This window comes from Pseudooceanicola profundi, from assembly GCF_050897955.1.
In the GTDB taxonomy this organism is placed as follows: domain Bacteria; phylum Pseudomonadota; class Alphaproteobacteria; order Rhodobacterales; family Rhodobacteraceae; genus Pseudooceanicola.
On record NZ_JBPAXZ010000001.1, the window covers coordinates 2793831 to 2812932 of the forward strand.

17 protein-coding genes and 2 tRNA genes are annotated in these 19102 nt (G+C 61.8%); 14 read left to right on the forward strand and 5 right to left on the reverse strand.

Annotation, left to right across the window (positions count from 1 at the left end; all coding sequences use genetic code 11):
- The first annotated feature begins 16 nt into the window (after positions 1-16).
- The 8 genes from leuB (at position 17) to ACRARG_RS14170 (ending at position 8517) form a co-directional block, all read left to right on the forward strand.
- Entirely contained in the window at positions 17-1120 is a 1104-nt protein-coding gene (leuB, locus tag ACRARG_RS14135; protein WP_432690653.1) for a 3-isopropylmalate dehydrogenase, read from the forward strand.
- A gap of 79 nt (positions 1121-1199) precedes the next feature.
- Positions 1200-2171, forward strand: a complete 972-nt coding sequence (locus ACRARG_RS14140; protein WP_432690654.1) for a DMT family transporter — start codon at positions 1200-1202, stop codon at positions 2169-2171.
- Between the two features lie 169 nt (positions 2172-2340).
- Positions 2341-2417, forward strand: a tRNA-Pro gene (locus ACRARG_RS14145).
- 186 nt (positions 2418-2603) lie between these two features.
- A complete protein-coding gene (locus ACRARG_RS14150) occupies positions 2604-4016 on the forward strand; it encodes a formimidoylglutamate deiminase (protein ID WP_432690655.1) in 1413 nt (470 codons plus the stop codon).
- Positions 4017-4229: 213 nt separating this feature from the next.
- On the forward strand, positions 4230-4739 hold the full coding sequence (locus tag ACRARG_RS14155; protein WP_432690656.1) for an SRPBCC family protein: 510 nt from the start codon (positions 4230-4232) through the stop codon (positions 4737-4739).
- 47 nt (positions 4740-4786) lie between these two features.
- Entirely contained in the window at positions 4787-5269 is a 483-nt protein-coding gene (locus ACRARG_RS14160) for a (2Fe-2S)-binding protein (protein ID WP_432690657.1), read from the forward strand.
- Between the two features lie 81 nt (positions 5270-5350).
- Complete coding sequence (locus ACRARG_RS14165; protein WP_432690658.1) at positions 5351-7717, forward strand: xanthine dehydrogenase family protein molybdopterin-binding subunit; 2367 nt, start codon at positions 5351-5353, stop codon at positions 7715-7717.
- 17 nt (positions 7718-7734) lie between these two features.
- Positions 7735-8517 (forward strand): FAD binding domain-containing protein, encoded by a 783-nt coding sequence (locus tag ACRARG_RS14170; RefSeq protein ID WP_432690659.1) that lies wholly within the window; start codon positions 7735-7737, stop codon positions 8515-8517.
- Between the two features lie 82 nt (positions 8518-8599).
- Here the strand turns inward: ACRARG_RS14170 and ACRARG_RS14175 are convergent, their stop codons facing one another.
- From ACRARG_RS14175 to ACRARG_RS14185, 3 genes are all read right to left on the reverse strand, one after another.
- Entirely contained in the window at positions 8600-9799 is a 1200-nt protein-coding gene (locus ACRARG_RS14175) for a winged helix-turn-helix domain-containing protein (RefSeq protein ID WP_432690660.1), read from the reverse strand.
- Between the two features lie 4 nt (positions 9800-9803).
- A complete protein-coding gene (locus tag ACRARG_RS14180; RefSeq protein WP_432690661.1) occupies positions 9804-10826 on the reverse strand; it encodes a LacI family DNA-binding transcriptional regulator in 1023 nt (340 codons plus the stop codon).
- A gap of 107 nt (positions 10827-10933) precedes the next feature.
- The gene (locus ACRARG_RS14185; protein WP_432690662.1) at positions 10934-13228 is read right to left on the reverse strand and encodes a methyl-accepting chemotaxis protein; all 2295 of its coding nucleotides are present in this window, start codon (positions 13226-13228) and stop codon (positions 10934-10936) included.
- A 291-nt stretch (positions 13229-13519) separates the two neighbouring features.
- Here ACRARG_RS14185 and ACRARG_RS14190 point away from each other — a divergent pair.
- Positions 13520-13596, forward strand: a tRNA-Arg gene (locus ACRARG_RS14190).
- 388 nt (positions 13597-13984) lie between these two features.
- Here the strand turns inward: ACRARG_RS14190 and ACRARG_RS14195 are convergent.
- A complete protein-coding gene (locus ACRARG_RS14195) occupies positions 13985-14437 on the reverse strand; it encodes a hypothetical protein (protein WP_432690663.1) in 453 nt (150 codons plus the stop codon).
- Positions 14438-14570: 133 nt separating this feature from the next.
- Between ACRARG_RS14195 and ACRARG_RS14200 the strand changes: the two genes are divergently transcribed.
- From ACRARG_RS14200 to ACRARG_RS14210, 3 genes are read left to right on the forward strand one after another with little or no spacing between them, the layout of a single operon-like run.
- Positions 14571-14909: an ArsR/SmtB family transcription factor gene (locus tag ACRARG_RS14200; RefSeq protein ID WP_432690664.1), complete on the forward strand. Its 339-nt coding sequence runs from the start codon at positions 14571-14573 to the stop codon at positions 14907-14909.
- Positions 14899-15360 carry an SRPBCC domain-containing protein gene (locus ACRARG_RS14205; protein ID WP_432690665.1) on the forward strand — a complete coding sequence of 154 codons (462 nt, stop codon included), beginning with the start codon at positions 14899-14901 and terminating at the stop codon, positions 15358-15360. Before ACRARG_RS14200 ends, ACRARG_RS14205 begins: the two co-directional genes overlap by 11 nt.
- Positions 15357-16025, forward strand: a complete 669-nt coding sequence (locus ACRARG_RS14210) for a DUF899 domain-containing protein (RefSeq protein ID WP_432690666.1) — start codon at positions 15357-15359, stop codon at positions 16023-16025. The genes ACRARG_RS14205 and ACRARG_RS14210 overlap by 4 nt, the downstream gene beginning before the upstream one ends.
- A gap of 63 nt (positions 16026-16088) precedes the next feature.
- Here ACRARG_RS14210 and ACRARG_RS14215 read toward each other — a convergent pair whose 3' ends face one another.
- Positions 16089-17012, reverse strand: a complete 924-nt coding sequence (locus ACRARG_RS14215) for a LysR family transcriptional regulator (RefSeq protein ID WP_432690667.1) — start codon at positions 17010-17012, stop codon at positions 16089-16091.
- 136 nt (positions 17013-17148) lie between these two features.
- On the opposite strand from ACRARG_RS14215, the gene ACRARG_RS14220 reads away from it, so the two are divergent.
- Positions 17149-18075, forward strand: coding sequence for an MBL fold metallo-hydrolase (locus ACRARG_RS14220; RefSeq protein ID WP_432690668.1), 927 nt, complete (start codon positions 17149-17151; stop codon positions 18073-18075).
- A 108-nt stretch (positions 18076-18183) separates the two neighbouring features.
- Positions 18184-19065, forward strand: a complete 882-nt coding sequence (locus tag ACRARG_RS14225) for an alpha/beta hydrolase (RefSeq protein ID WP_432690669.1) — start codon at positions 18184-18186, stop codon at positions 19063-19065.
- Positions 19066-19102 lie beyond the last annotated feature (37 nt).

Below are 19102 nucleotides of genomic sequence, written 5' to 3' on the forward strand. Positions count from 1 at the left end.
CTGAAAGGAACGCCCCATGTCCAACCCCTCGCTTCTTATCCTCCCCGGTGACGGGATCGGCCCCGAAGTCATGGCCGAGGTCCGCAAGATCATCGACTGGTTCGGGGCAAAGCGTGGCATCACCTTCGACGTCTTCGAGGATTTGGTCGGCGGCTGCGCCTATGACAAGCACGGCACGCCGCTGCATGACGACACCATGGCCAAGGCGCAGGAGGTCGACGCCGTCCTGCTGGGCGCCGTGGGCGGGCCGAAATACGACAACCTTGATTTTTCCGTAAAGCCGGAGCGCGGGCTGCTGCGCCTGCGCAAGGAAATGGACCTGTTCTCCAACCTGCGCCCGGCCCAGTGTTTTGACGCGCTGGCCGATTTCTCCTCGCTCAAAAAGGACGTGGTCGCGGGCCTCGACATCATGATCGTGCGCGAACTGACCTCCGGCGTCTATTTCGGCGAACCGCGCGGCATCTTCGAGGAAGGCAATGAGCGCGTCGGCATCAACACGCAGCGCTACACCGAGTCGGAGATCGACCGGGTGGCGCGGTCTGCCTTTGAACTGGCGATGCGGCGCGGCAAGAAACTCTGCTCCATGGAAAAGGCCAATGTCATGGAATCCGGCATCCTCTGGCGCGAAGTCGTGACCGAGGTCGGCAAGGATTACCCCGAGGTCGAGCTCAGCCACATGTACGCAGACGCCGGCGCCATGCAGTTGACCCGCTGGCCCAAGCAGTTCGACGTCATCGTCACCGACAACCTCTTTGGCGACCTGCTGTCGGATCTGGCGGCCATGTTGACCGGATCGCTGGGCATGCTGCCCTCCGCATCGCTCGGCGCGCCGATGGCCAATGGCCGGCCCAAGGCATTGTACGAGCCGGTGCACGGCTCCGCCCCCGATATCGCCGGGCAGGGCAAGGCAAACCCCTGCGCCTGTATCCTCAGCTTTGCCATGGCGCTGCGCTACAGCTTCGACATGGGCGAAGAGGCCGCGCGGCTGGAAAAGGCCGTCAACGATGTGCTGGCCTCCGGCATCCGCACCGCCGACCTGCTAAACGAAGAAGGCATCACCCCCGCCACCACGACCGAGATGGGCGATGCCGTGATCAAGGCGCTCGACGCCACGCTCTGACCATTCCGGCCGGCGGGGCTTGATCCCCGCCGGTCAGCCGGTACGATACCCGAAAGGGAGGATCGGAACGGAGGTCGCCATGCGCGGACCACTGGCCGGGATCCTTCTGGCCCTTCTCGCCTTTGCTCTGTTTTCGACCCATGACGTGGTGGTCAAATCCCTGGGCGGGGCCTATGCGCCCTTCCAGATCATCTTCTTTTCGGTCCTGTTCTCCTTCCCGATCAGCACGCTGGTGCTGATGCGCGATGCCACGGCCGGCAATCTGCGCCCGGTGCATCCCAGATGGGTCATCGCCCGGACCATGGCCGCGATCACGGCCAGCATTTCGGCGTTCTACGCCTTTTCGGTCCTGCCGCTGGCCGATGCCTATGCGATCCTCTTTGCCTCGCCGCTGTTGATCACGGTGCTCGCCATCCCCATCCTGGGCGAAAAGGTCCGGCTGCGGCGCGGCATTGCCGTCATTGTCGGTCTGATCGGTATCGTCATCGTGCTTCAGCCCGGGAAAGAACCCCTGACCCTAGGCCATGCAGCCGCGCTGGTGGCGGCCGTCTGCGGGGCGTTTTCTTCTGTGGTCATGCGGCGCATTGGCTCGGAAGAGCGCGCCGTGGTTCTGCTTCTCTACCCTCTGATGGCAAACTTTTTGATCATGGGAGCCATTCTGCCCTTCGTCTATCGACCGATGCCGATCATGCACATTGGCGGGCTGGCCCTGATCGCGCTGCTGGCCTTCACGGCTATGTCCCTGGCCATTGCCGCCTACCGGCGGGCAGAGGCCGCCCTGATCGCGCCCATGCAATATTCCCAGATCCTCTGGGCCATCCTGTTTGGCGCCCTCTTCTTCGATGAAACCCCCACCAGAACCACGCTGATCGGTGCAGGCGTTGTTATCGCAAGCGGTCTGTATATCGTCTTCCGTGAAAGCCGGGGCGGGGCCTCCGCCAACACGCCGGTTCTGCGCTCGCGCAATCGGATCGGCACGCCGGCGGCGCTGCGCATCGGGCCTATCCTGCGGCGCCTTCACCTGAACGACTTGAGACAGCGCGGACACTGACGGCATCGCGGGTGACGCGGGCCTCGCCGGTCCGCGCACACGCCAGCTGTCATCGGCCCGCGGCGGTGTTCCGGACCGATGACCACAGGCCCCAGTTGTTTTGCGGCAGAGGCAGCTCAGTTCCCTCTTGCCAAGCAAATGCAAAGTCGCTACCCCGCTGCCTCACGGTCGGAGTGTAGCTCAGCCTGGTAGAGCACTGTCTTCGGGAGGCAGGGGCCGGAGGTTCGAATCCTCTCACTCCGACCAATATTTTCAATCAGATTTGCACCTTGGATGAGCGTGATTGCGGTCACGCCAATCACTTGCTACGCACGGCAGGGGCAAACCCGATCATATCCGATCAAATCTGCCATTATTGGTCTGGGGCACCAAGGCCCACCCGTGGCGCTTCCTGCGCTCGGTCGGCGGTGATGCATTCGAGAGGAAAACACGATGACGTTTCAGGGTCTCGCCGGCGCGCATTTCAAAAAGGCCCTGACACCCGATGGCTGGGTCCGCAACCTGTCCGTTCGCTTTGATGATCGCGGCCTGATCGCGGCGGCCGATTGCGATGACAATCCCGCCCAATTGCCGGTTTACGATAATCCAGTTGTGCCCGGGATCACCGATCTGCACAGCCACGCGTTTCAATATGCCATGGCCGGCCTGTCCGAGGTCAGGCGCAACCCGGTCGACAGTTTCTGGTCCTGGCGCGATATCATGTATTTCTTCGCCCTGACCCTGTCGCCGGAAGACACGCAGGCCATCGCCGAACGTCTGTACCTATCGCTGCTCAAGGGCGGCTATACCGGGGTGGTGGAGTTTCACTACCTGCACAACGATATCGACGGCAGATACTACACCCGGCCCGAGGAGCTGTCGCTCGGCATTTTCGAGGCGGCGCGTGCGACCGGCCTCGATCTGACCCATCTTCCGGTCTTTTACGCCCATTCGAATTTTGGCGGTCTGCCGCCCACCGAAGGCCAGCGCCGGTTCATACTTGGGCCCGACACCTATGTCCGGATGATCGAAGACCTGAAGGGGCCGGCCGCCGCGGCGGGGCATACCCTTGGGATCGCCCCGCATTCCCTGCGCGCCGCGACACCCGAAGAGATCGGGCTTCTGATGAATATCCGTGCGGATATCCTGCCGGGTTGCCCGGTTCACATTCATGTCGCCGAACAGACGAAAGAGGTCGAGGGCTCGCTCGCATCCTCCGGGCGCCGTCCGGTCAGCCAGCTGTTTGACCTGGCCGAGGTGGATCGCAGCTGGTGCCTGATCCATGCGACACATCTCGACGAGAACGAAGTGGCGATGATCGCCCGTGCGGGCGCGACCGTCGGCCTCTGTCCCCTGACAGAAGCAAACCTCGGCGACGGCATATTTCCGGCCCCGGCGTTTCTGGAGCAGGGCGGCATTTTCGGGATCGGGTCGGATTCCAATATTGCCACCGTCGCAGCGCAGGAACTGCAGCAGCTTGAATACAGTCAGCGCCTGCGGGACCGTCAGCGCAATGTACTGGCGGGGGTGCAGATGCCCCATGTCGCAACGAATCTCTGGTCCCGTGCCGCACAGGGCGGCGCCCGGGCTGCCGGGCGGCCGGAGCAGGGCATCGCGGTCGGGGGCATGGCGAGCTTTGTTGAACTGACCATGGCCGAGCCGGGCGCCCTGCCACAGACAGATCCGGAGACGGAGCTGGATTTTCACGTCTTTGGCGGCCGGGGGTTCCAGGTCGGCGATGTGATCGTGCGCGGCCGCAAAGTGATTTCCGGCGGGCATCATCCGTCAGAAGACAGGATCGTTGCGGATTATGCCCGTGCCATGGCCCGGGTGGCACAGCGTCTGTCAGATCGCGGCACGGCATGACCGGCGCCAGCCTGCCTTCGCAATAGGCTGCAAATACGCGGGCTCTTTTGACCACCAAGCAGCGCTGCGGCGGCCGGGCGGGACGCCTCCGGCACCGCAAAAGTTGTTCCGCAATCCGGGGCGCGGCGGCTGGAAATGTCTGCAATGCGAAATATGTACCATTTGCACCCGGCAAATCTGACGCTAGGGTCAGGGTAACTTAGGAGGCCCCGGATGCAACTTACTGATTCCCGAGACATCTCCGCTGACCGCGCCACCGTCTATCAGGCCATGATGACGCCCGAGGTCCTTAAGGAATGCGTGCCCGGCTGTACGGAACTGACCGGAAACGCCCAGGACGGGTTCGAGGCGACCGTGGTTCAGAAGGTCGGGCCGGTGAAGGCGACCTTCAAAGGCGAGGTCACGATCTCCAACATGGTGGAGAATGAAAGCCTGACCCTGACCGGCGAAGGCAAGGGCGGCGCGGCAGGCTTCGCCAAGGGCGGCGCCAATGTCCGCCTGGAAGAGATCGATGGCGGCACGCGTCTGCATTACGAGGTCGAGGCGAAGGTGGGTGGCAAGCTTGCCCAGCTCGGCAGCCGTATTATCGACGGTTTCGCCAAGAAGATGGCCGACCAATTCTTCGAGAATTTCGACAACGCCGTCGCGGGCCCCTCGGACGAGGCGCCGGCGGAAGGTGACGATCAGCCTAAAAAGGGCTGGTTCAAACGGATGACGTCCTGAGCGATCTCCGACGATCCTCAGCAGAATAAGCCAGGGAGGAGAAATCCATGAAAGTAACCATGACGGTCAATGGCAAGTCCATGTCCGGAGAGGTGGAGGGCCGCACGCTTCTGGTGCAGTTCCTGCGCGAAGAGCTGGGCCTGACCGGCACCCATGTCGGCTGTGACACCAGCCAGTGCGGCGCCTGCACGGTCCATGTCGACGGCAAGCAGGTCAAGGCCTGCACCATGTTCGCCGCCGAGGCAGACGGCGCCGATGTGGCAACGATCGAAGGCCAGGCCAATGCCGACGGCTCGCTCAACAAGATCCAGCAGGCGTTTCAGGACTACCATGGCCTGCAGTGCGGTTTCTGCACGCCGGGCATGGTGATGTCCGCAGCCGGCCTGCTGGCCGAGAACCCCAAGCCGACGGAGGCCGAGATCCGCGAGCACCTGCATGGCAATATCTGCCGCTGCACGGGCTACCACAATATCGTGCGTGCGATCCTTGCTGCTTCGGGGCAGGAGGTCCCGGCGGTCGCCGCCGAATAAGCCTGCCGGACCCCCGCGGGAAGAGGAGCCCGCCAAGATCCATACGCAAGCGAACTGACATACTTTCTGGGAGGAGAGACCATGCCCAAAGACGGTATCGGCGCCAGCACCAAGCGGCGCGAAGACATCCGGTTCCTGACCGGCACCGGCCGGTATACGGACGACATCAACCTGCGCGGCCAGGCCTATGTGTACTTCCTGCGCTCCGACGTGGCCCATGGCACGCTGACGGCGGTCGACACCGCCTCCGCCGCCGAGATGCCGGGCGTGCTGCGCATCTTCACCGCCAAGGATTTTGACGGTGTCGGCGGTCTGCCCTGCGGCTGGCAGGTGACGGACAAGCATGGCCAGCCCATGCAGGAGCCCAAGCACCCGATCCTCGCCGAAGGCAAGGTCCGCCACGTGGGCGAAATCATCGCCGCCGTGGTGGCCGATACGCTGGAACAGGCCCGTGACGCGGCAGAGGCGATCGTCGTCGATATCGACGAACTGCCCGCCGTGATCGACATGAAAAAGGCCGTCGCCGACAGCTCCGTCAAGGTGCATGACGACCTGACGTCGAACCTCTGCTACGACTGGGGCTTCGTGGAGGAGAACAAGGCGGCTGTGGAGGAAGCCTTTGAAAAGGCCGCCCATGTCACCACGCTGGAGCTGGTCAACAACCGCCTCGTCGCCAACCCGATGGAGCCGCGCGTGGCCGTAGGCGACTATGCCCCGCATGATGACAGCTCCACGCTCTACACCACCTCGCAGAACCCGCATGTGATCCGCCTGCTGATGGGCGCCTTTGTCCTCGGCATCCCGGAACACAAGCTGCGCGTTGTGGCGCCCGATGTGGGCGGCGGCTTTGGCACCAAGATTTTCCACTATGCCGAAGAGGCCTTCTGCACCTTCGCCGCCAAGCAGCTGAAGCGTCCCGTGAAATGGACCTCCAGCCGGTCGGAGGCCTTCATCTCCGACGCCCATGGCCGCGACCATGTGTCGAAGATCCAGATCGCGCTGGATGCGGACAACAACTTCACCGCGCTGCGCACCGAAACCTACGCGAACATGGGCGCCTATCTCAGCACATTCGCGCCCTCCGTCCCGACCTGGCTGCATGGCACGCTGATGGCCGGGAACTACAAGACCCCGCTGATCTATGTGAACGTGAAGGCGGTCTTCACCAATACCGTGCCCGTCGATGCCTATCGCGGGGCAGGGCGACCGGAGGCGACCTTCCAGCTGGAACGCTGCGTCGACAAGGCAGCGCGGGAGCTGGGCGTCGATCCGGCAGAGCTGCGGCGCCAGAACTTCATCACGCCCGACATGTTCCCCTATGCCACCCCCGTGGCGGTCGAATATGACACCGGCAATTACCACGCCACGCTCGACAAGGCGCTGGAGCTGTCGGACCGCGCCGGGTTTGAGGCGCGCGCGGCCGAGTCGAAGAAGAACGGCAAGCTGCGCGGCTTTGGCATCTCCAACTATATCGAGGCCTGCGGCATCGCGCCCTCGAACCTCGTCGGTCAGCTTGGCGCCCGGGCGGGCCTCTACGAATCCGCGACGGTTCGTGTGAATGCGACGGGCGGCATCGTGGTCATGACCGGCTCTCACAGCCACGGCCAGGGGCATGAGACGACCTTCCCGCAGGTGATCGCCGACATGATCGGCATCTCCGCCGACCAGGTGGAGATCGTGCATGGCGACACCGCCAACACCCCGATGGGCATGGGCACCTACGGCTCCCGCTCCATCGCGGTGGGTGGCTCGGCCATGGTCCGCGCGGCGGAAAAGGTCATCAACAAGGCCAAGAAGATCGCCGCCCATATCATGGAGGCGTCTGACGCGGATATCGAGCTGAAGGACGGCCAGTTCACCGTCGCCGGCACCGATAAATCGCTGGCCTGGGGGGATGTGACCCTCGCCGCCTATGTCCCGCATAACTACCCGCTCGATTCGGTCGAACCGGGGCTGGAGGAGACGGCCTTCTACGATCCGGCCAACTTCACCTACCCCTCCGGCACCTATATCTGCGAGGTCGAGGTGGACGAGGGCACCGGCAAGGTCGACGTGCTGAACTTCACCGCCGCAGACGATTTTGGCAATGTCATCAACCCGATGATCGTCGAAGGCCAGGTGCATGGCGGCGTGGGGCAGGGCATCGGCCAGGCCATGCTGGAAAACTGCGTCTATGACGAGAATGGCCAGCTCCTTTCGGCAAGCTATATGGATTATGCCATGCCGCGCGCCAAGGACCTGCCGATGATCACCGTTGACCATTCCTGCCAGACCCCCTGCACCCATAACCCCTTGGGCGTGAAGGGCTGCGGGGAGGCGGGCGCAATCGGATCACCCCCCGCTTTGGTCAATGCGGTACTGGACGCGCTCAACCGCGCGGGGCACAGTGTCGACCATATCGACATGCCGCTTTCGCCGTCCCGCGTCTGGGCCGCCATGAACAGCTGATCTCAGGGAGCCACGAGATGTACAACTTTGAATTCGTCAAACCCAAGACGCTGGACGAGGCGCTGGCCGCCCTGCAGGAGGAGGACGCACAGCCCCTCTCCGGCGGTCAGACTTTGATCCCGACGCTGAAACAGCGGCTGAACATGCCGTCGAAACTGGTCAGCCTGCTGGGTATTTCCGACCTCGTCGGCCTCTCTTCCGCAGGCGGCGTGATGACCATCAAGGGCGCCACCACCCATGGTCAGGTCGCGAAGGAGGCCACGGATTTCCCGGGCCTTGCGCGGCTCGCCTCCCTGATCGGCGACCCGGCGGTCCGCAACCGCGGCACCATCGGCGGCTCGCTTGCCAACAACGACCCTTCGGCCTGCTACCCCTCGGCGGCCATGGCCTGCCAGGCGACCATCGTCACCGACAGGCGCGAGATTGCGGCGGATGACTACTTCCAGGGCATGTTCGCCACGGCGCTGGAAGAGGGTGAGATCATCACCGCCGTCAAATTCCCGATCCCGGAGGCGTCCTACTACTACAAGTTCGAACAGCCCGCCTCCCGCTTCCCGCTGACCGGCGTCTTCGTCGCCAAATATGCGGATCGCGTGGGCGTCGGCGTCACCGGCGCCTCCAACGACGGGGTCTTTCGCTGGACGGAGGCCGAAGAGGCGCTGGCGTCGGATTTCTCCGCCGGGGCAATCGAAGGGCTGACTGTGCCTGCCGACGACATGATCGCGGATATGCATGGCTCCGCCGAATACCGCGCGCATCTGGTGAAGGTCCTGACCGGGCGCTCTGTCGGCTTGTGCTGAAAATTCTGAAATAAATGAAACACAGGGCCGCCCGCCAAGCTGGGCGGCCTTTTTTGTTGGGAATTAGGGGCAACGCAGTCTTTTACTGCACCCAGCCCGCCGCCAGATCATAGCTGTCGCAGTCCGCAAAGCGGGCCATACGATCCAGCTCTGCCTCAAGCTTTGCGATCCGCCCGGCAGAGGCACGGATGCCGGGTTCCAGCCATAGCTTGCTCACCCGGAGCACCCGCGCGTCACGATCCGCTTTCATATCGATCCGCCCGATAAGGCGGTCACCTTCGAGGATCGGGAAGACGTAATAGCCATATTGCCGCTTTGCCTCCGGCACGAAGATCTCAATCCGGTAGAAAAAGCCGAACAGCCGCTCTGCCCGGTTCCGGCCCCGCAGCGCCGGATCGAACGGGCTCAGGATCCGAACGCGGGCAGGCGGCGGGGGCAATTCGGCGGCCTCCTCTACGATGCCCGGTCGTGCCACGCTCTTGCGCGCCTTTCCGTCGGCACCGATCACGTCAACCTCTTCGATCCGACCGGCCGAGAGCTCCGCCGCGACCCAGTCCTTGGATTCCTGTGGCGTGGCATGGGCCCAAAAGGCTGCGATCTCTCCCGAGGTCGCAAATCCCAGCCGGTCCAGCGCGCCGTTACAGAACCAGTCGATCGACTCCTCGGCGACAGGCCGCGGCTGCGCATGAAACTCCGGAAACGTCGTTTCGGGAAGGTCGTAGTATTTTTGAAACCCCTGCCGTTTGCTGACCGCCAACTGCCCGGTATGCCACAGATATTCCAGCGCCGCTTTTGAGGGATGCCAGTTCCACCAGCCCCCCGACTGTCCGCGGCTGTCGTCATCCAAAAGATCGCTCGACCGGACGGCGCCATTCGCCCGCGTATGGTCAAGGACCTTGTTCAACTCGTCCAGATAGGCCGTGCCCTGCCAATTCTCCCATTTGGCGGCCAGCCGCGCCTTCTGTCGGTCAAAACGCAAATGCCAGTGGCGATAATAATCCAGCGGAATAATCGACGCATCATGCGTCCAGTGTTCGAACAGCTGCCGATCGCGTTCAAGAAGGCGCTTCAACGCGTTCTGCCGATAGGCCGGGCGCCGCGCAAACAGGATCATGTGATGGGCGCGGGCGACTGTACTGACCGAATCCACCTGTACGAATCCAAGCGCACGGATCACCTGCATCAGGTCTTCGCCCTTACCCGGGCCAGCCGGCCGGTCGCCAAGCAGATGGCGGTGCAGAAACAATCGCCTGGCGGCAGAGTTCTGCAAAACCGGGCGCATGGTCTCAGGCCGGACGCAGGGTATCGCCAGGGTTGATTTTGGGCGAAAGTTCGACCTTCTGGCCGGGCGCCTCGGTTCCCGCGAGACGACCGAGGATGATCTCAGCGGCGCGGCTGCCGATTTCGGCGCGGCAACTGTCCATCGTGGCAAGTTTGGCGGGCAATCCCTGAAGAAGGCGAACATCGTTAAAGCCGGCCATGCCAACATGACCGGGCACGTCGAACCCCTGTTCGCGCATCCAGAGCAACCCGCCCGCCCCGATCATGTCGTTGGAATAATAAAGAAAATCAAGTTCGGGCGATCGTGTCATCATGGCCTTGGTCATTTCGCGACCCTTGGCCAAAGCGGACCCGTCAGAATAAAATTCCTGATCTTCGATCTCGACGCCGCCTTTGGCCAGCGCTTCCGTAAAGCCTTCAAATCTTTTCCGGGCACGGTGATCCTGACCAAGCGTCGTCCCCATGTAACCGATCCGCCGGTATCCCGATGCGAGGATGGCTTTGCCCATTTCGCGACCGGCACGGCGGTGTGAGATGCCTACGGCACTGTCAATCGGTATGCCATCGGTGTCCATGATCTCGACAACCGGGATGCCCGCGGCCGCCATCATCGCGCGCGAAGGGTCGGTATGTTCCAGACCCGCGATGATCACGCCCGAGGGGCGCCAGGACAGCATTTCATAAAGAACTTTTTCTTCTTTTTCAGGTTGGTAGTCTGTGACGCCCACCACCGGCTGAAGTTCTGTTTCTTCCAGAACCTTACTGATCCCTGTCATGACTTCGGGAAAGACAAGGTTGGACATTGACGGAATGATCACCGCGACAAGGTTCACACGTTGGCTGGCCAGCGCGCCGGCGATTTTGTTCGGGACGTAACCGAGCATCTTTGCAGCCCTTAACACTTTGTCTCGTGTCGCCTCAGACACGTCGCCACGGTTCCTTAAAACGCGGCTCACGGTCATTTCGGAAACACCGGACGCTTCTGAAACATCGCGGAGGGTCAGAGGGCGGCGGTCGTTCTGGGTCAATTGAGCAGTCCTGCGTGAGACACTTTTGACCGTAGCGCAGCAGCTTAAGACGGATCAAGCCGTATCGACCGGTTCCATGCCGCACAAAGGCAGTCCGAAGCCAGCTGTCAGAATTCCGACCACTCGTCATCGGTCCTGTTCGCATCCATACCCATCGGAGCGTTCACCAATTTGGAAGTTGAAGCAGGTTCTGCGTGATTGGGGGCCGAAGCTGTTTTTTTGCTTTTATGGCTTACCGTGAAGGCACTGGACGCCTGCAGAAGTTTGGCGGCCTCTGCAACCATAACCTTGCCAGTCCCATGTACCTGGGTCGCCACGGCCGCGTTCTTTTGCGTGACACCATCGAGCTGATCAACAGCGGAATTGATCTCGTCCAGACCGATCGCCTGTTCCCGGGCCGCCGTGGCGATCGAAGAAACCGAAACAGACACCTTATCGAAATCTCCGATAAGGCTTTCGAACGACGTCCCTGCCTTTTCGACAAGTTCGACGCCACCCACGACGTTTTCGGCGCTTTCCTGGATCAAGGTGTTGATTTCCTTGGCCGCGTCTGACGATCTTTGCGCAAGCGCACGCACTTCAGAGGCAACAACAGCAAACCCTCGCCCAGCCTCGCCGGCACGCGCGGCCTCGACCCCCGCATTCAGGGCCAGCAGGTTGGTCTGGAACGCAAGGTCTTCGATCACAGACGTTACCTGCGTGATTTTCTGGGAAGAGGTGGATATCTTGTCCATTGCCGACATGGCATGTTGAACGACTTCGCCGCTTTGCTGGGCATCTTCTTTGGCGCGCCGCATGATCGTGTCCGCATCGGATGCTGCATCCGCCGTCGATTTGACCGATGCGGACAGTTCCGTAATTGCCGCGGCGGTTTCCTCGAGACTCGCGGCTTGCTCGATCGCTTTCTGGCTCAGTTCGTTCGAGGCATTCTCGACCTGGCGCGCATTGTCATCAATTTCGTCCGCAGCGCCCAGGAGGGAGGACACTGTCTCATCCAGTCGCTCCAGGGCTGAGTTGAATGCAACGCGCAGGTCATCATATTCAGGGGAGAAGGCAGTTGCGATTTTCCCGGTCAGGTTCCCCTTGGCAAGCTCTCCGATTGTTGTGGTCAAATGTTTGACCACGATTTCCTGGTCGCGCGCCTTGGCATCGTGAATTTGCCGTTCTTCTTCGGCAGCCGATAGCCGGTCCCTCAGCGATTCAAGGTTTCTGGCCAGATCGCCGGCATCTTCCTGTCGGTCGGTCAGCGGCACCGGGCTGACCAAATCCCCTTCAGCAACTCCCCGCAGCCGATCACCTACAAGCGCAAAGGGCCGGGAGACCGATCGGCCGATAATCCACCCCGCCAGGGCCAGAACCACCATCAACCCCGCCAGCTGTATCAAAAGCGTATTCCGCAACTCGATAACCGGAGCCATCATGATGCGGTCATCCTGTGCGACCACGAGCACCCACTTCGCCCCGAGGAAGGATGCGGTCCCGGCCATGAGATGTTCGGTCGACCCATCCGGTTTCGAATGTGCAAGCAACTCCGGGGGGGTATCGTCGAACGCGTTGCGCATATAAGGCTCAGGCTGAACCGGTTGCAGCAATCCGTTATTGTCACCCGGCAGGGAAGACCGGCTCAGGAAATCCTCACCAATTGCGAAAATGTTCACATCTGAATGCTCGTCGCCGGTTTGTGCGATCGTGTCGGAAATCCGGTCCGCCGGCAGTTGCAAAACCAGAACTCCGGCAAAGTCGGATCCATGGAAAACCGGTGTGGAAAGGAAAGCTGCAGCGGCCCCGTTACTGGGTTCGTAGGGATCAAAATCCATGAAGGAAACGACGCCAGGTCGGGCGTCTTTCGAGGCACGGAACGCTTCGCCGAGGCCGCTCTCTCTGTAGCGACCGGACTGGAGGTTGGTCGCAAAGTCGAACTCTTTGAAAACGGAATAAACGACATTCCCGTCTGCGTCGATCAGGAACAGATCATAATAGCCGTTTGATTTGAGTATGGACCGGTAGTACCCGTGGTACTTTTCATGGACCCGGTCATATTGCGTCCCGCCTTTGGCCGCGAAAAGATTGTCTTTTTGACCGGAAGGGTTTGGGTTTTCGGTGATATAGGCCTGCTGAAGCTGCTCCGTTCTGTCGCCGCCCAGTGTGCGCCAGGCAAGGGAGAATCCCTTGACCGCTGCGGTTGTGGTCGGATTGAGTGCCGTCAGTCGCAAAGACCGTTCCAGTTCGTCGGAATACGACTTGATCTGTGCGGCCTGGCCATTGAGATCGTCTCTGAAATTACGTTCGATTTCTTTCAGCATGATTGCCTGAGCGTCGAGATAGGCTGAGACAGTCAGCGCGGTAGCGACCATGGCGCCGGAGGCGATCAGAAAGACGGGCAGTTTCAGCGCCAGACGCATATTGATAAGCCAGCCCAATGCGGAAAAGCGCCGCGCTTTGCCCGACGGAAGGGGGGGAGACTGTGTAGGCTTTGCTATCATCGGGTCCTCTGCAATGTGTCTTGCGGCGGGACAGCCCGCCTGACGATTCGCCGCGCGCCACCACTTGGCTCGCCGACCCCTTTGTGACGCCAAGGTCTTAACAACCCGCTTCCGGCTTGATGAATCCCTTTTGTGAGCCGACAAAAACTTCCCGACATGGTGGTCATACCCATGACAAGCGATCCGGCTTTGGCTAAGAGGTTCGGGCGCGGCCCCGTGGCTCAACTGGATAGAGCAGCCCCCTCCTAAGGGGCAGGTTGCAGGTTCGAATCCTGCCGGGGTCACCATAAAAATCGTACACAACAACTGCTTTAACAGAGCTTACGATTTCTGAGATGCTCCAGGCTTGTCGCAAAATGCAGGAGCAGACCGAAATTTTCGGGGCGAGCCCGTACAAAGCCCGTACAACTCTCGTACAACGCGTGTCCCACCCGTTCCGCGTGGAACCGCGGATCGGTCAATCCAGTGGTCGCCCAGATGAAGCGATGGCTTCTGGATGTGGTGCGTCGAGGCTCTTGTTCCGGAGCCTGCCGTAAAAATTTGCGACAAACGCGTTCCGCGGCGACGAGTCAATTTGAGCTGGTTCTCGGGGACGCCATGCTGTTTGACAGGGTGACGATGTCGAACCACGGATTCGATCCGGACCCTAGACTTATCGGGTCGCCGATCCCGCGTTCACGCGGTTACTGCCAGCGAATGCGGGTCGATTGTTGGCACTAATCCATTTGAAACAATGATAAAAGCTTCATCTCGCGTCGCAAGTGCGTCCGCCTGCAATTGGGTCAGCGAGACGTATTCGGCAATGCTGGTCGACGGTAGCGATCCGCGGGCGGCAATCGCCCAGGCACGCCGGCGCATGACCGCATCTCCGAGAAACCTGATCTTCAGCTTGGCGAACCCAGCGTTGACCTTCAGCCCGTCCTCTTCGCTCATCGCGCCATCGCGGACCCGGGTGTAGAGCCTGTCCAGAACATGCGACCGCAGGAGCGTCGGTGCCAACAATTGATAGCGTGGATCCGGTACCAATTGCGTTGATGCGATAAGTATGGCCGTCTCAGGGTCTATGACAATACGTGAGATGCCACGAGCCGAGGCGGTTTTGCCGCTGGTTGCAGACAGGTCTGTCATCTCGGCGCTGCTCCTTTGTCACAACACTGCAATCGCACCCGGCTGCCCGGACAATCAGCTTCGGCAATCACAAAAGGTAGCTGTAGGGATACCTTTTGTTGACAGGTCAGGCAATGACCCATAACGTAGCCATATGGATACCTATAGCCATTCTCTCCCCCCGCTCTTCGGGGCGCTGGCAGACCCGACGCGACTGGCTGTTGTCGAACGGCTCGCGTCCGGGGCCGCCTCCGTTTCCGAACTGTCCCGGCCGTTCGATATGGCGCGTCCCTCCTTTCTCAAACACCTTCGAGTGTTGGAAAATGCGGGCATTGTGACCTCGGTCAAGAAAGGCCGGGTCAGAACCGTATCGCTGCGTCCGGATGCGATCAGCCAGATCGATGAATGGGTGCACTGGCATCGCAGACGGGTCGAAGCCAGCCTCGACCGCCTGGGCGAGTTCTTACAATCGGAGACTGACAATGAGCGATGAGCGCCAGCATCACGACCAGTTCACCCTCGAACGTATCTATCCCAACTGCCTGGATCATGTCTGGGCCGCCTGGGCTGAGCCGGAAAAGAAGATGGCCTGGTTCGGCGACGGGCTGACCGAGGTTGATTTCCGCGAGGGCGGAAGAGAGCGGGGCGGATTCAGCAACGATATGGGTGAGCACACGAAGGAGGCGACCTTCTTCGAAATCTCGGAGCGGGAACGGATTGTCTACGGCTACTCCATGGCGATGAACGGGCGTATCCATACGGTTTCTCTGGTCACCGTGCTCTTCGAGGATCACGGCGGCGGCACCCGGCTGCGGCATATCGAACAGATGTGCGTGATACCCCCGAGCGACGGCATCGAAGGCCGGACACATGGCTGGGGCGCGCTGCTGGACCAGTTGGGACGTTACCTTGAGACGGACAGCCGCAAGGAGGCCACGCAATGACAGAGACACCTCAAGGACGCATCGGCACCCTGGCCAACTCGCGGGACGACTGGACGGCCGCGCTGGACAAGCTGCGAGAAGCCGAAAAAGAGCTGACCCGCGCCCATGACAGGCTCGCGGCCGAACGCCGAAAACTGCCGTGGGAGCCTGTCGGTCAGGCATATCGCTTTGAAACGCCGGAGGGGCACATCGGGCTGACCGACCTGTTCGCAGGGCGGCGGCAGCTGATCGTCTATCACCATATGCTGAAACCGGGCGACACCTCGCCCTGTGCGGGCTGTTCGATGGTCGGCGACCAGATCCCGCATCTGGCGCATCTTCATGCCCGCGACACCTCGCTCGTGTTTGTCGCCAAAGCGCCGATTGATGAAATCCAGGCGTTCCGGCAACGAATGGGATGGGAGTTTCCCTTCGTGTCCACACTGGATCAGTTCAACGCCGATTTCGGCGTGACGGGCGGCTTTGGCCTGAATGTCTTTTTCCGCGATGGCGAGGATATCTACCGGACCTATTTCACCACCGCCCGCGGCGTTGAAGCCCTGGGGACCCCGTGGACCTTTCTGGATCTGACGCCTCTTGGCAGACAGGAAGACTGGGAGGACTCGCCCGAAGGTGTTTCTCAAACCGGCCCCTATCGGTGGTGGCGGCTCCACGACGCCTACTAGGGTGCCGGTGTGGCACCTCGAGGGACCCCTGGCGGCACACCGACCCACGGGCCGGGCCGCCTATTATCCCGTCTGTTGGGCCTGCTGGTCCAGGATGGATGTGCGGCAGAGGGCCTTCAGCCAGGCCAGACGTGCGGAATGCCGGTCGCGGCCATTCCACAGCATCGAGACGGGGAACCCCGGAACATCGAGAGGCGGCGCGTGCATCACAAGCGCGTCCTGGCGCATCAGACGGCGCGCGATTGTCATCCCCAGGGTCGCCACGCAATCGGTCGAGGCCAGGACGGAGCCGAGCGTTTCGTACAGCGGCGAGGCCAGAACGGTGGACCGGGACAGGCTCTGCCCAGCAAGGGCCGCGTCGACATTGCCCGACACGATCCCCTTGTCGGACAGAAGCAGATGGCGCGCCCCGGCATATTGAGCCACCGTCAGCTCGCCCGTCCCTGCGATGATGGGGTGGGTGTCCCGCATAAGCACGACAAACCGTTCCTGGAAGATCTCCTCCTCCTCTACGTCCACGGCAGGCGAGAACCGGGTGCCGATGGCCATGTCGAGGTCGGGAAGCCGTGCAAGGCTGTCGTCGATCCGGACCGGCAGGATGCTGACCCGGGCATTGGGGGCGGCGTTGAGGATCGCCGCGGCGACGGTGGCACCGAAAGCCGCGCTCGCATAAGTGTCCATGCCGATCCGAAGATGCGTGTCCAGCGTGGCGGGGTCGATGGTGTCGACCTGCGCGAACCCGGCATCCAGTTCGTCCATCGCCCGTCGCACTGCAGGCCACAAAAGGCTTGCATACTGGCTGGGGACCATCGTGCGACCGCGCCGCTCCAGCAGACGGTCGCCAAGGACGGCGCGCAACCTGTCCAGCGCATTGCTGGCACTGGGCTGGGTCATGTTCAGCCGCTGCGCCGTGCGTGTGACGCTTCGCTCCTGCATCAGTGTGTCGAAGACGCGCAGCAGGTTCAGATCGAGGTTTCTTGGCAGCATCAATCATTTCCTGAGGTTATTTATTCAATTCATATTATCAATTTGATGAATGTCCAAGCCTGCCCATATGTGACGCACTGGAAACGGCGCGAAGGCTGGTCCCGATCCAGTTCCCATCTTCCTGAAGGACTTGAAAATGACCTCCAACTTGACTCAGAACTTGACCCGTCGCGGCGTCCTCGCCGGCGGTCTTGGCGCTGGAGCCGTGACCTTGCTTGGCACTCCAAGTGCCGCGCAAACGACAGGGACCGGGCCCCGCATCACCCGGTTCGAACAGGCGGCCCCCTTTCCGGTGAATGCCTATATCGTCGAGGGGGATGACGGGCTTGTCGTTGTCGACAGTACGCTGACCGTCACAAGCTCTCTCGCCCTGCGCGCGCAGATCGACGCGACGGGCAAGCCGCTGCGCGCTGTGCTGCTGACACATGCGCATCCCGATCACTATGCGGGGCTGGGCAATCTTACGGCAGGGCTGGATGTTCCCGTCATCTCTGTCGCCGGGGTGCGGGATATTGCCCTGCGCGACGATGCGGCGAAGGACGCGCTGATCGGTGGCATGTTCGGGGCGGAATGGCCCCGCAACCGCGTCTTCCCGACCGAGGTCGTGGCCAATGGCGATACGCTGGATTTCGGCGGCGGCCTGACATTCACCGTGCAGGACATCGGACCGGCCGAGTCGTTTCACGACAGTCTCTTTATCCTGGACGGGGGCCATCAGCACGTCTTTGCGGGTGATCTGGCCTATGCGCTGATGCATCCCTACATGGCCGACAACACCAATTCGGACTGGGTCAGGGTCTTGGACAGACTGCAATCGGACCTGGCCGAGGACGCGACCCTTCATGTCGGCCACGGCCGCCCGGTCACACCGGGATTCCTGCAATGGCAACGCGATTATATCGACATCTTCGAGGCCAGGCTGCGTGCGCAGGACTGGAGCGACCCGGATAAGGCCAGCGCCGCGGTCAGCGCCGGAATGCGGGACTACCTGCCCGGCGACGCGCTGGCCTTCCTGATGGAGCTGTCGATCCGGCCGAACGCGGAACGCCTTGGCCTCCTCTGACCTTCAGTTTGGCCCATGTGATGCGACGATCCCGTCACATGGGCCCGCTACGAACGTTCACGGAAAACCGCCCTGCAGTACGTGTCAGGCATTTACGAAAGGTCCAACATGAAAGAGCGCATGGAATTCTTCATTGGCGACGACAGGCTTGTCGGCGATCTTTACACGCCCGCAAGCGATGCCATTGGCGTTGCCGTGATCACCGGGCCGCTGACATCGGTCAAGGAACAGGCGCCCGGCGCCTATGCCGCCGCCCTTGCCAAACAGGGGATCGCGGCCCTCGCCTTCGACCATCGGCACTTTGGCGAAAGCGGCGGGTCGCCACGCCAGTTGGAAGACCCGGGGCAGAAGATTGCCGATATCCGCGCCGCGGTGGATGCCGTGGCGGATCGCTATCCGGTTCTTCCCGTCTATGCCGTCGGCGTCTGTGCCGGCGCGGGCTATATGGCGGCTGCGGTCGCGCAAGAGCCTCGCTTCGCCGCGTTCGGCGGCGTTGCCGGCTTCTATCATGACGCCGCCCAGTCCCGGGACTGGATGGGGGAGGGGTATGACGCGGCAATCGCGGCAGGCAGACAGGCGCGGCTGGACTTCGAGGCCGGCAGTGACGCGCAGATGATCCCAGCGGTCGCCATGGACGGGGATCGCGCCATGCCCATGGACGAAGCGTTTGACTACTACGGCACCGACCGGGGCGGAGAGGCCCGGTTCCCGAACTACACAAACGCCTTCGCGGTCATGTCACGCGAGGTCACAACGCCTTTCGACGCGCAGGGCGCCGCCGACAAAATCACGGTGCCAACCCTGATGATCCATTCCGAAAACGCGCTGTCGCCGATGCTTGCCCGTCGTTTCTTCGACAAGCTTGGCGGACCGAAAGAGCAGGACTGGCTGCAATCGAAGGGCCAGATCGACTTTTACGACGATCCTTCATTGATCGCGCCTGCGGTAACGATGCTTTCGGACTTTTTCAGGCGCAGCCTGCCGGCGTAACGCCAGGGCTCATCCAAAGAGAACTGACCGACGGAAA

Bases quoted from the DNA above. Each gene is read 5' to 3' on its own strand.
- leuB (WP_432690653.1), top strand. From the start codon at position 17: ATGTCCAACCCCTCGCTTCTTATCCTCCCCGGTGACGGGATCGGCCCC.
- ACRARG_RS14140 (WP_432690654.1), top strand. From the start codon at position 1,200: ATGCGCGGACCACTGGCCGGGATCCTTCTGGCCCTTCTCGCCTTTGCT.
- ACRARG_RS14150 (WP_432690655.1), top strand. From the start codon at position 2,604: ATGACGTTTCAGGGTCTCGCCGGCGCGCATTTCAAAAAGGCCCTGACA.
- ACRARG_RS14155 (WP_432690656.1), top strand. From the start codon at position 4,230: ATGCAACTTACTGATTCCCGAGACATCTCCGCTGACCGCGCCACCGTC.
- ACRARG_RS14160 (WP_432690657.1), top strand. From the start codon at position 4,787: ATGAAAGTAACCATGACGGTCAATGGCAAGTCCATGTCCGGAGAGGTG.
- ACRARG_RS14165 (WP_432690658.1), top strand. From the start codon at position 5,351: ATGCCCAAAGACGGTATCGGCGCCAGCACCAAGCGGCGCGAAGACATC.
- ACRARG_RS14170 (WP_432690659.1), top strand. From the start codon at position 7,735: ATGTACAACTTTGAATTCGTCAAACCCAAGACGCTGGACGAGGCGCTG.
- ACRARG_RS14175 (WP_432690660.1), bottom strand. From the start codon at position 9,799: ATGCGCCCGGTTTTGCAGAACTCTGCCGCCAGGCGATTGTTTCTGCAC.
- ACRARG_RS14185 (WP_432690662.1), bottom strand. From the start codon at position 13,228: ATGCGTCTGGCGCTGAAACTGCCCGTCTTTCTGATCGCCTCCGGCGCC.
- ACRARG_RS14195 (WP_432690663.1), bottom strand. From the start codon at position 14,437: ATGACAGACCTGTCTGCAACCAGCGGCAAAACCGCCTCGGCTCGTGGC.
- ACRARG_RS14200 (WP_432690664.1), top strand. From the start codon at position 14,571: ATGGATACCTATAGCCATTCTCTCCCCCCGCTCTTCGGGGCGCTGGCA.
- ACRARG_RS14205 (WP_432690665.1), top strand. From the start codon at position 14,899: ATGAGCGATGAGCGCCAGCATCACGACCAGTTCACCCTCGAACGTATC.
- ACRARG_RS14210 (WP_432690666.1), top strand. From the start codon at position 15,357: ATGACAGAGACACCTCAAGGACGCATCGGCACCCTGGCCAACTCGCGG.
- ACRARG_RS14215 (WP_432690667.1), bottom strand. From the start codon at position 17,012: ATGCTGCCAAGAAACCTCGATCTGAACCTGCTGCGCGTCTTCGACACA.
- ACRARG_RS14220 (WP_432690668.1), top strand. From the start codon at position 17,149: ATGACCTCCAACTTGACTCAGAACTTGACCCGTCGCGGCGTCCTCGCC.
- ACRARG_RS14225 (WP_432690669.1), top strand. From the start codon at position 18,184: ATGAAAGAGCGCATGGAATTCTTCATTGGCGACGACAGGCTTGTCGGC.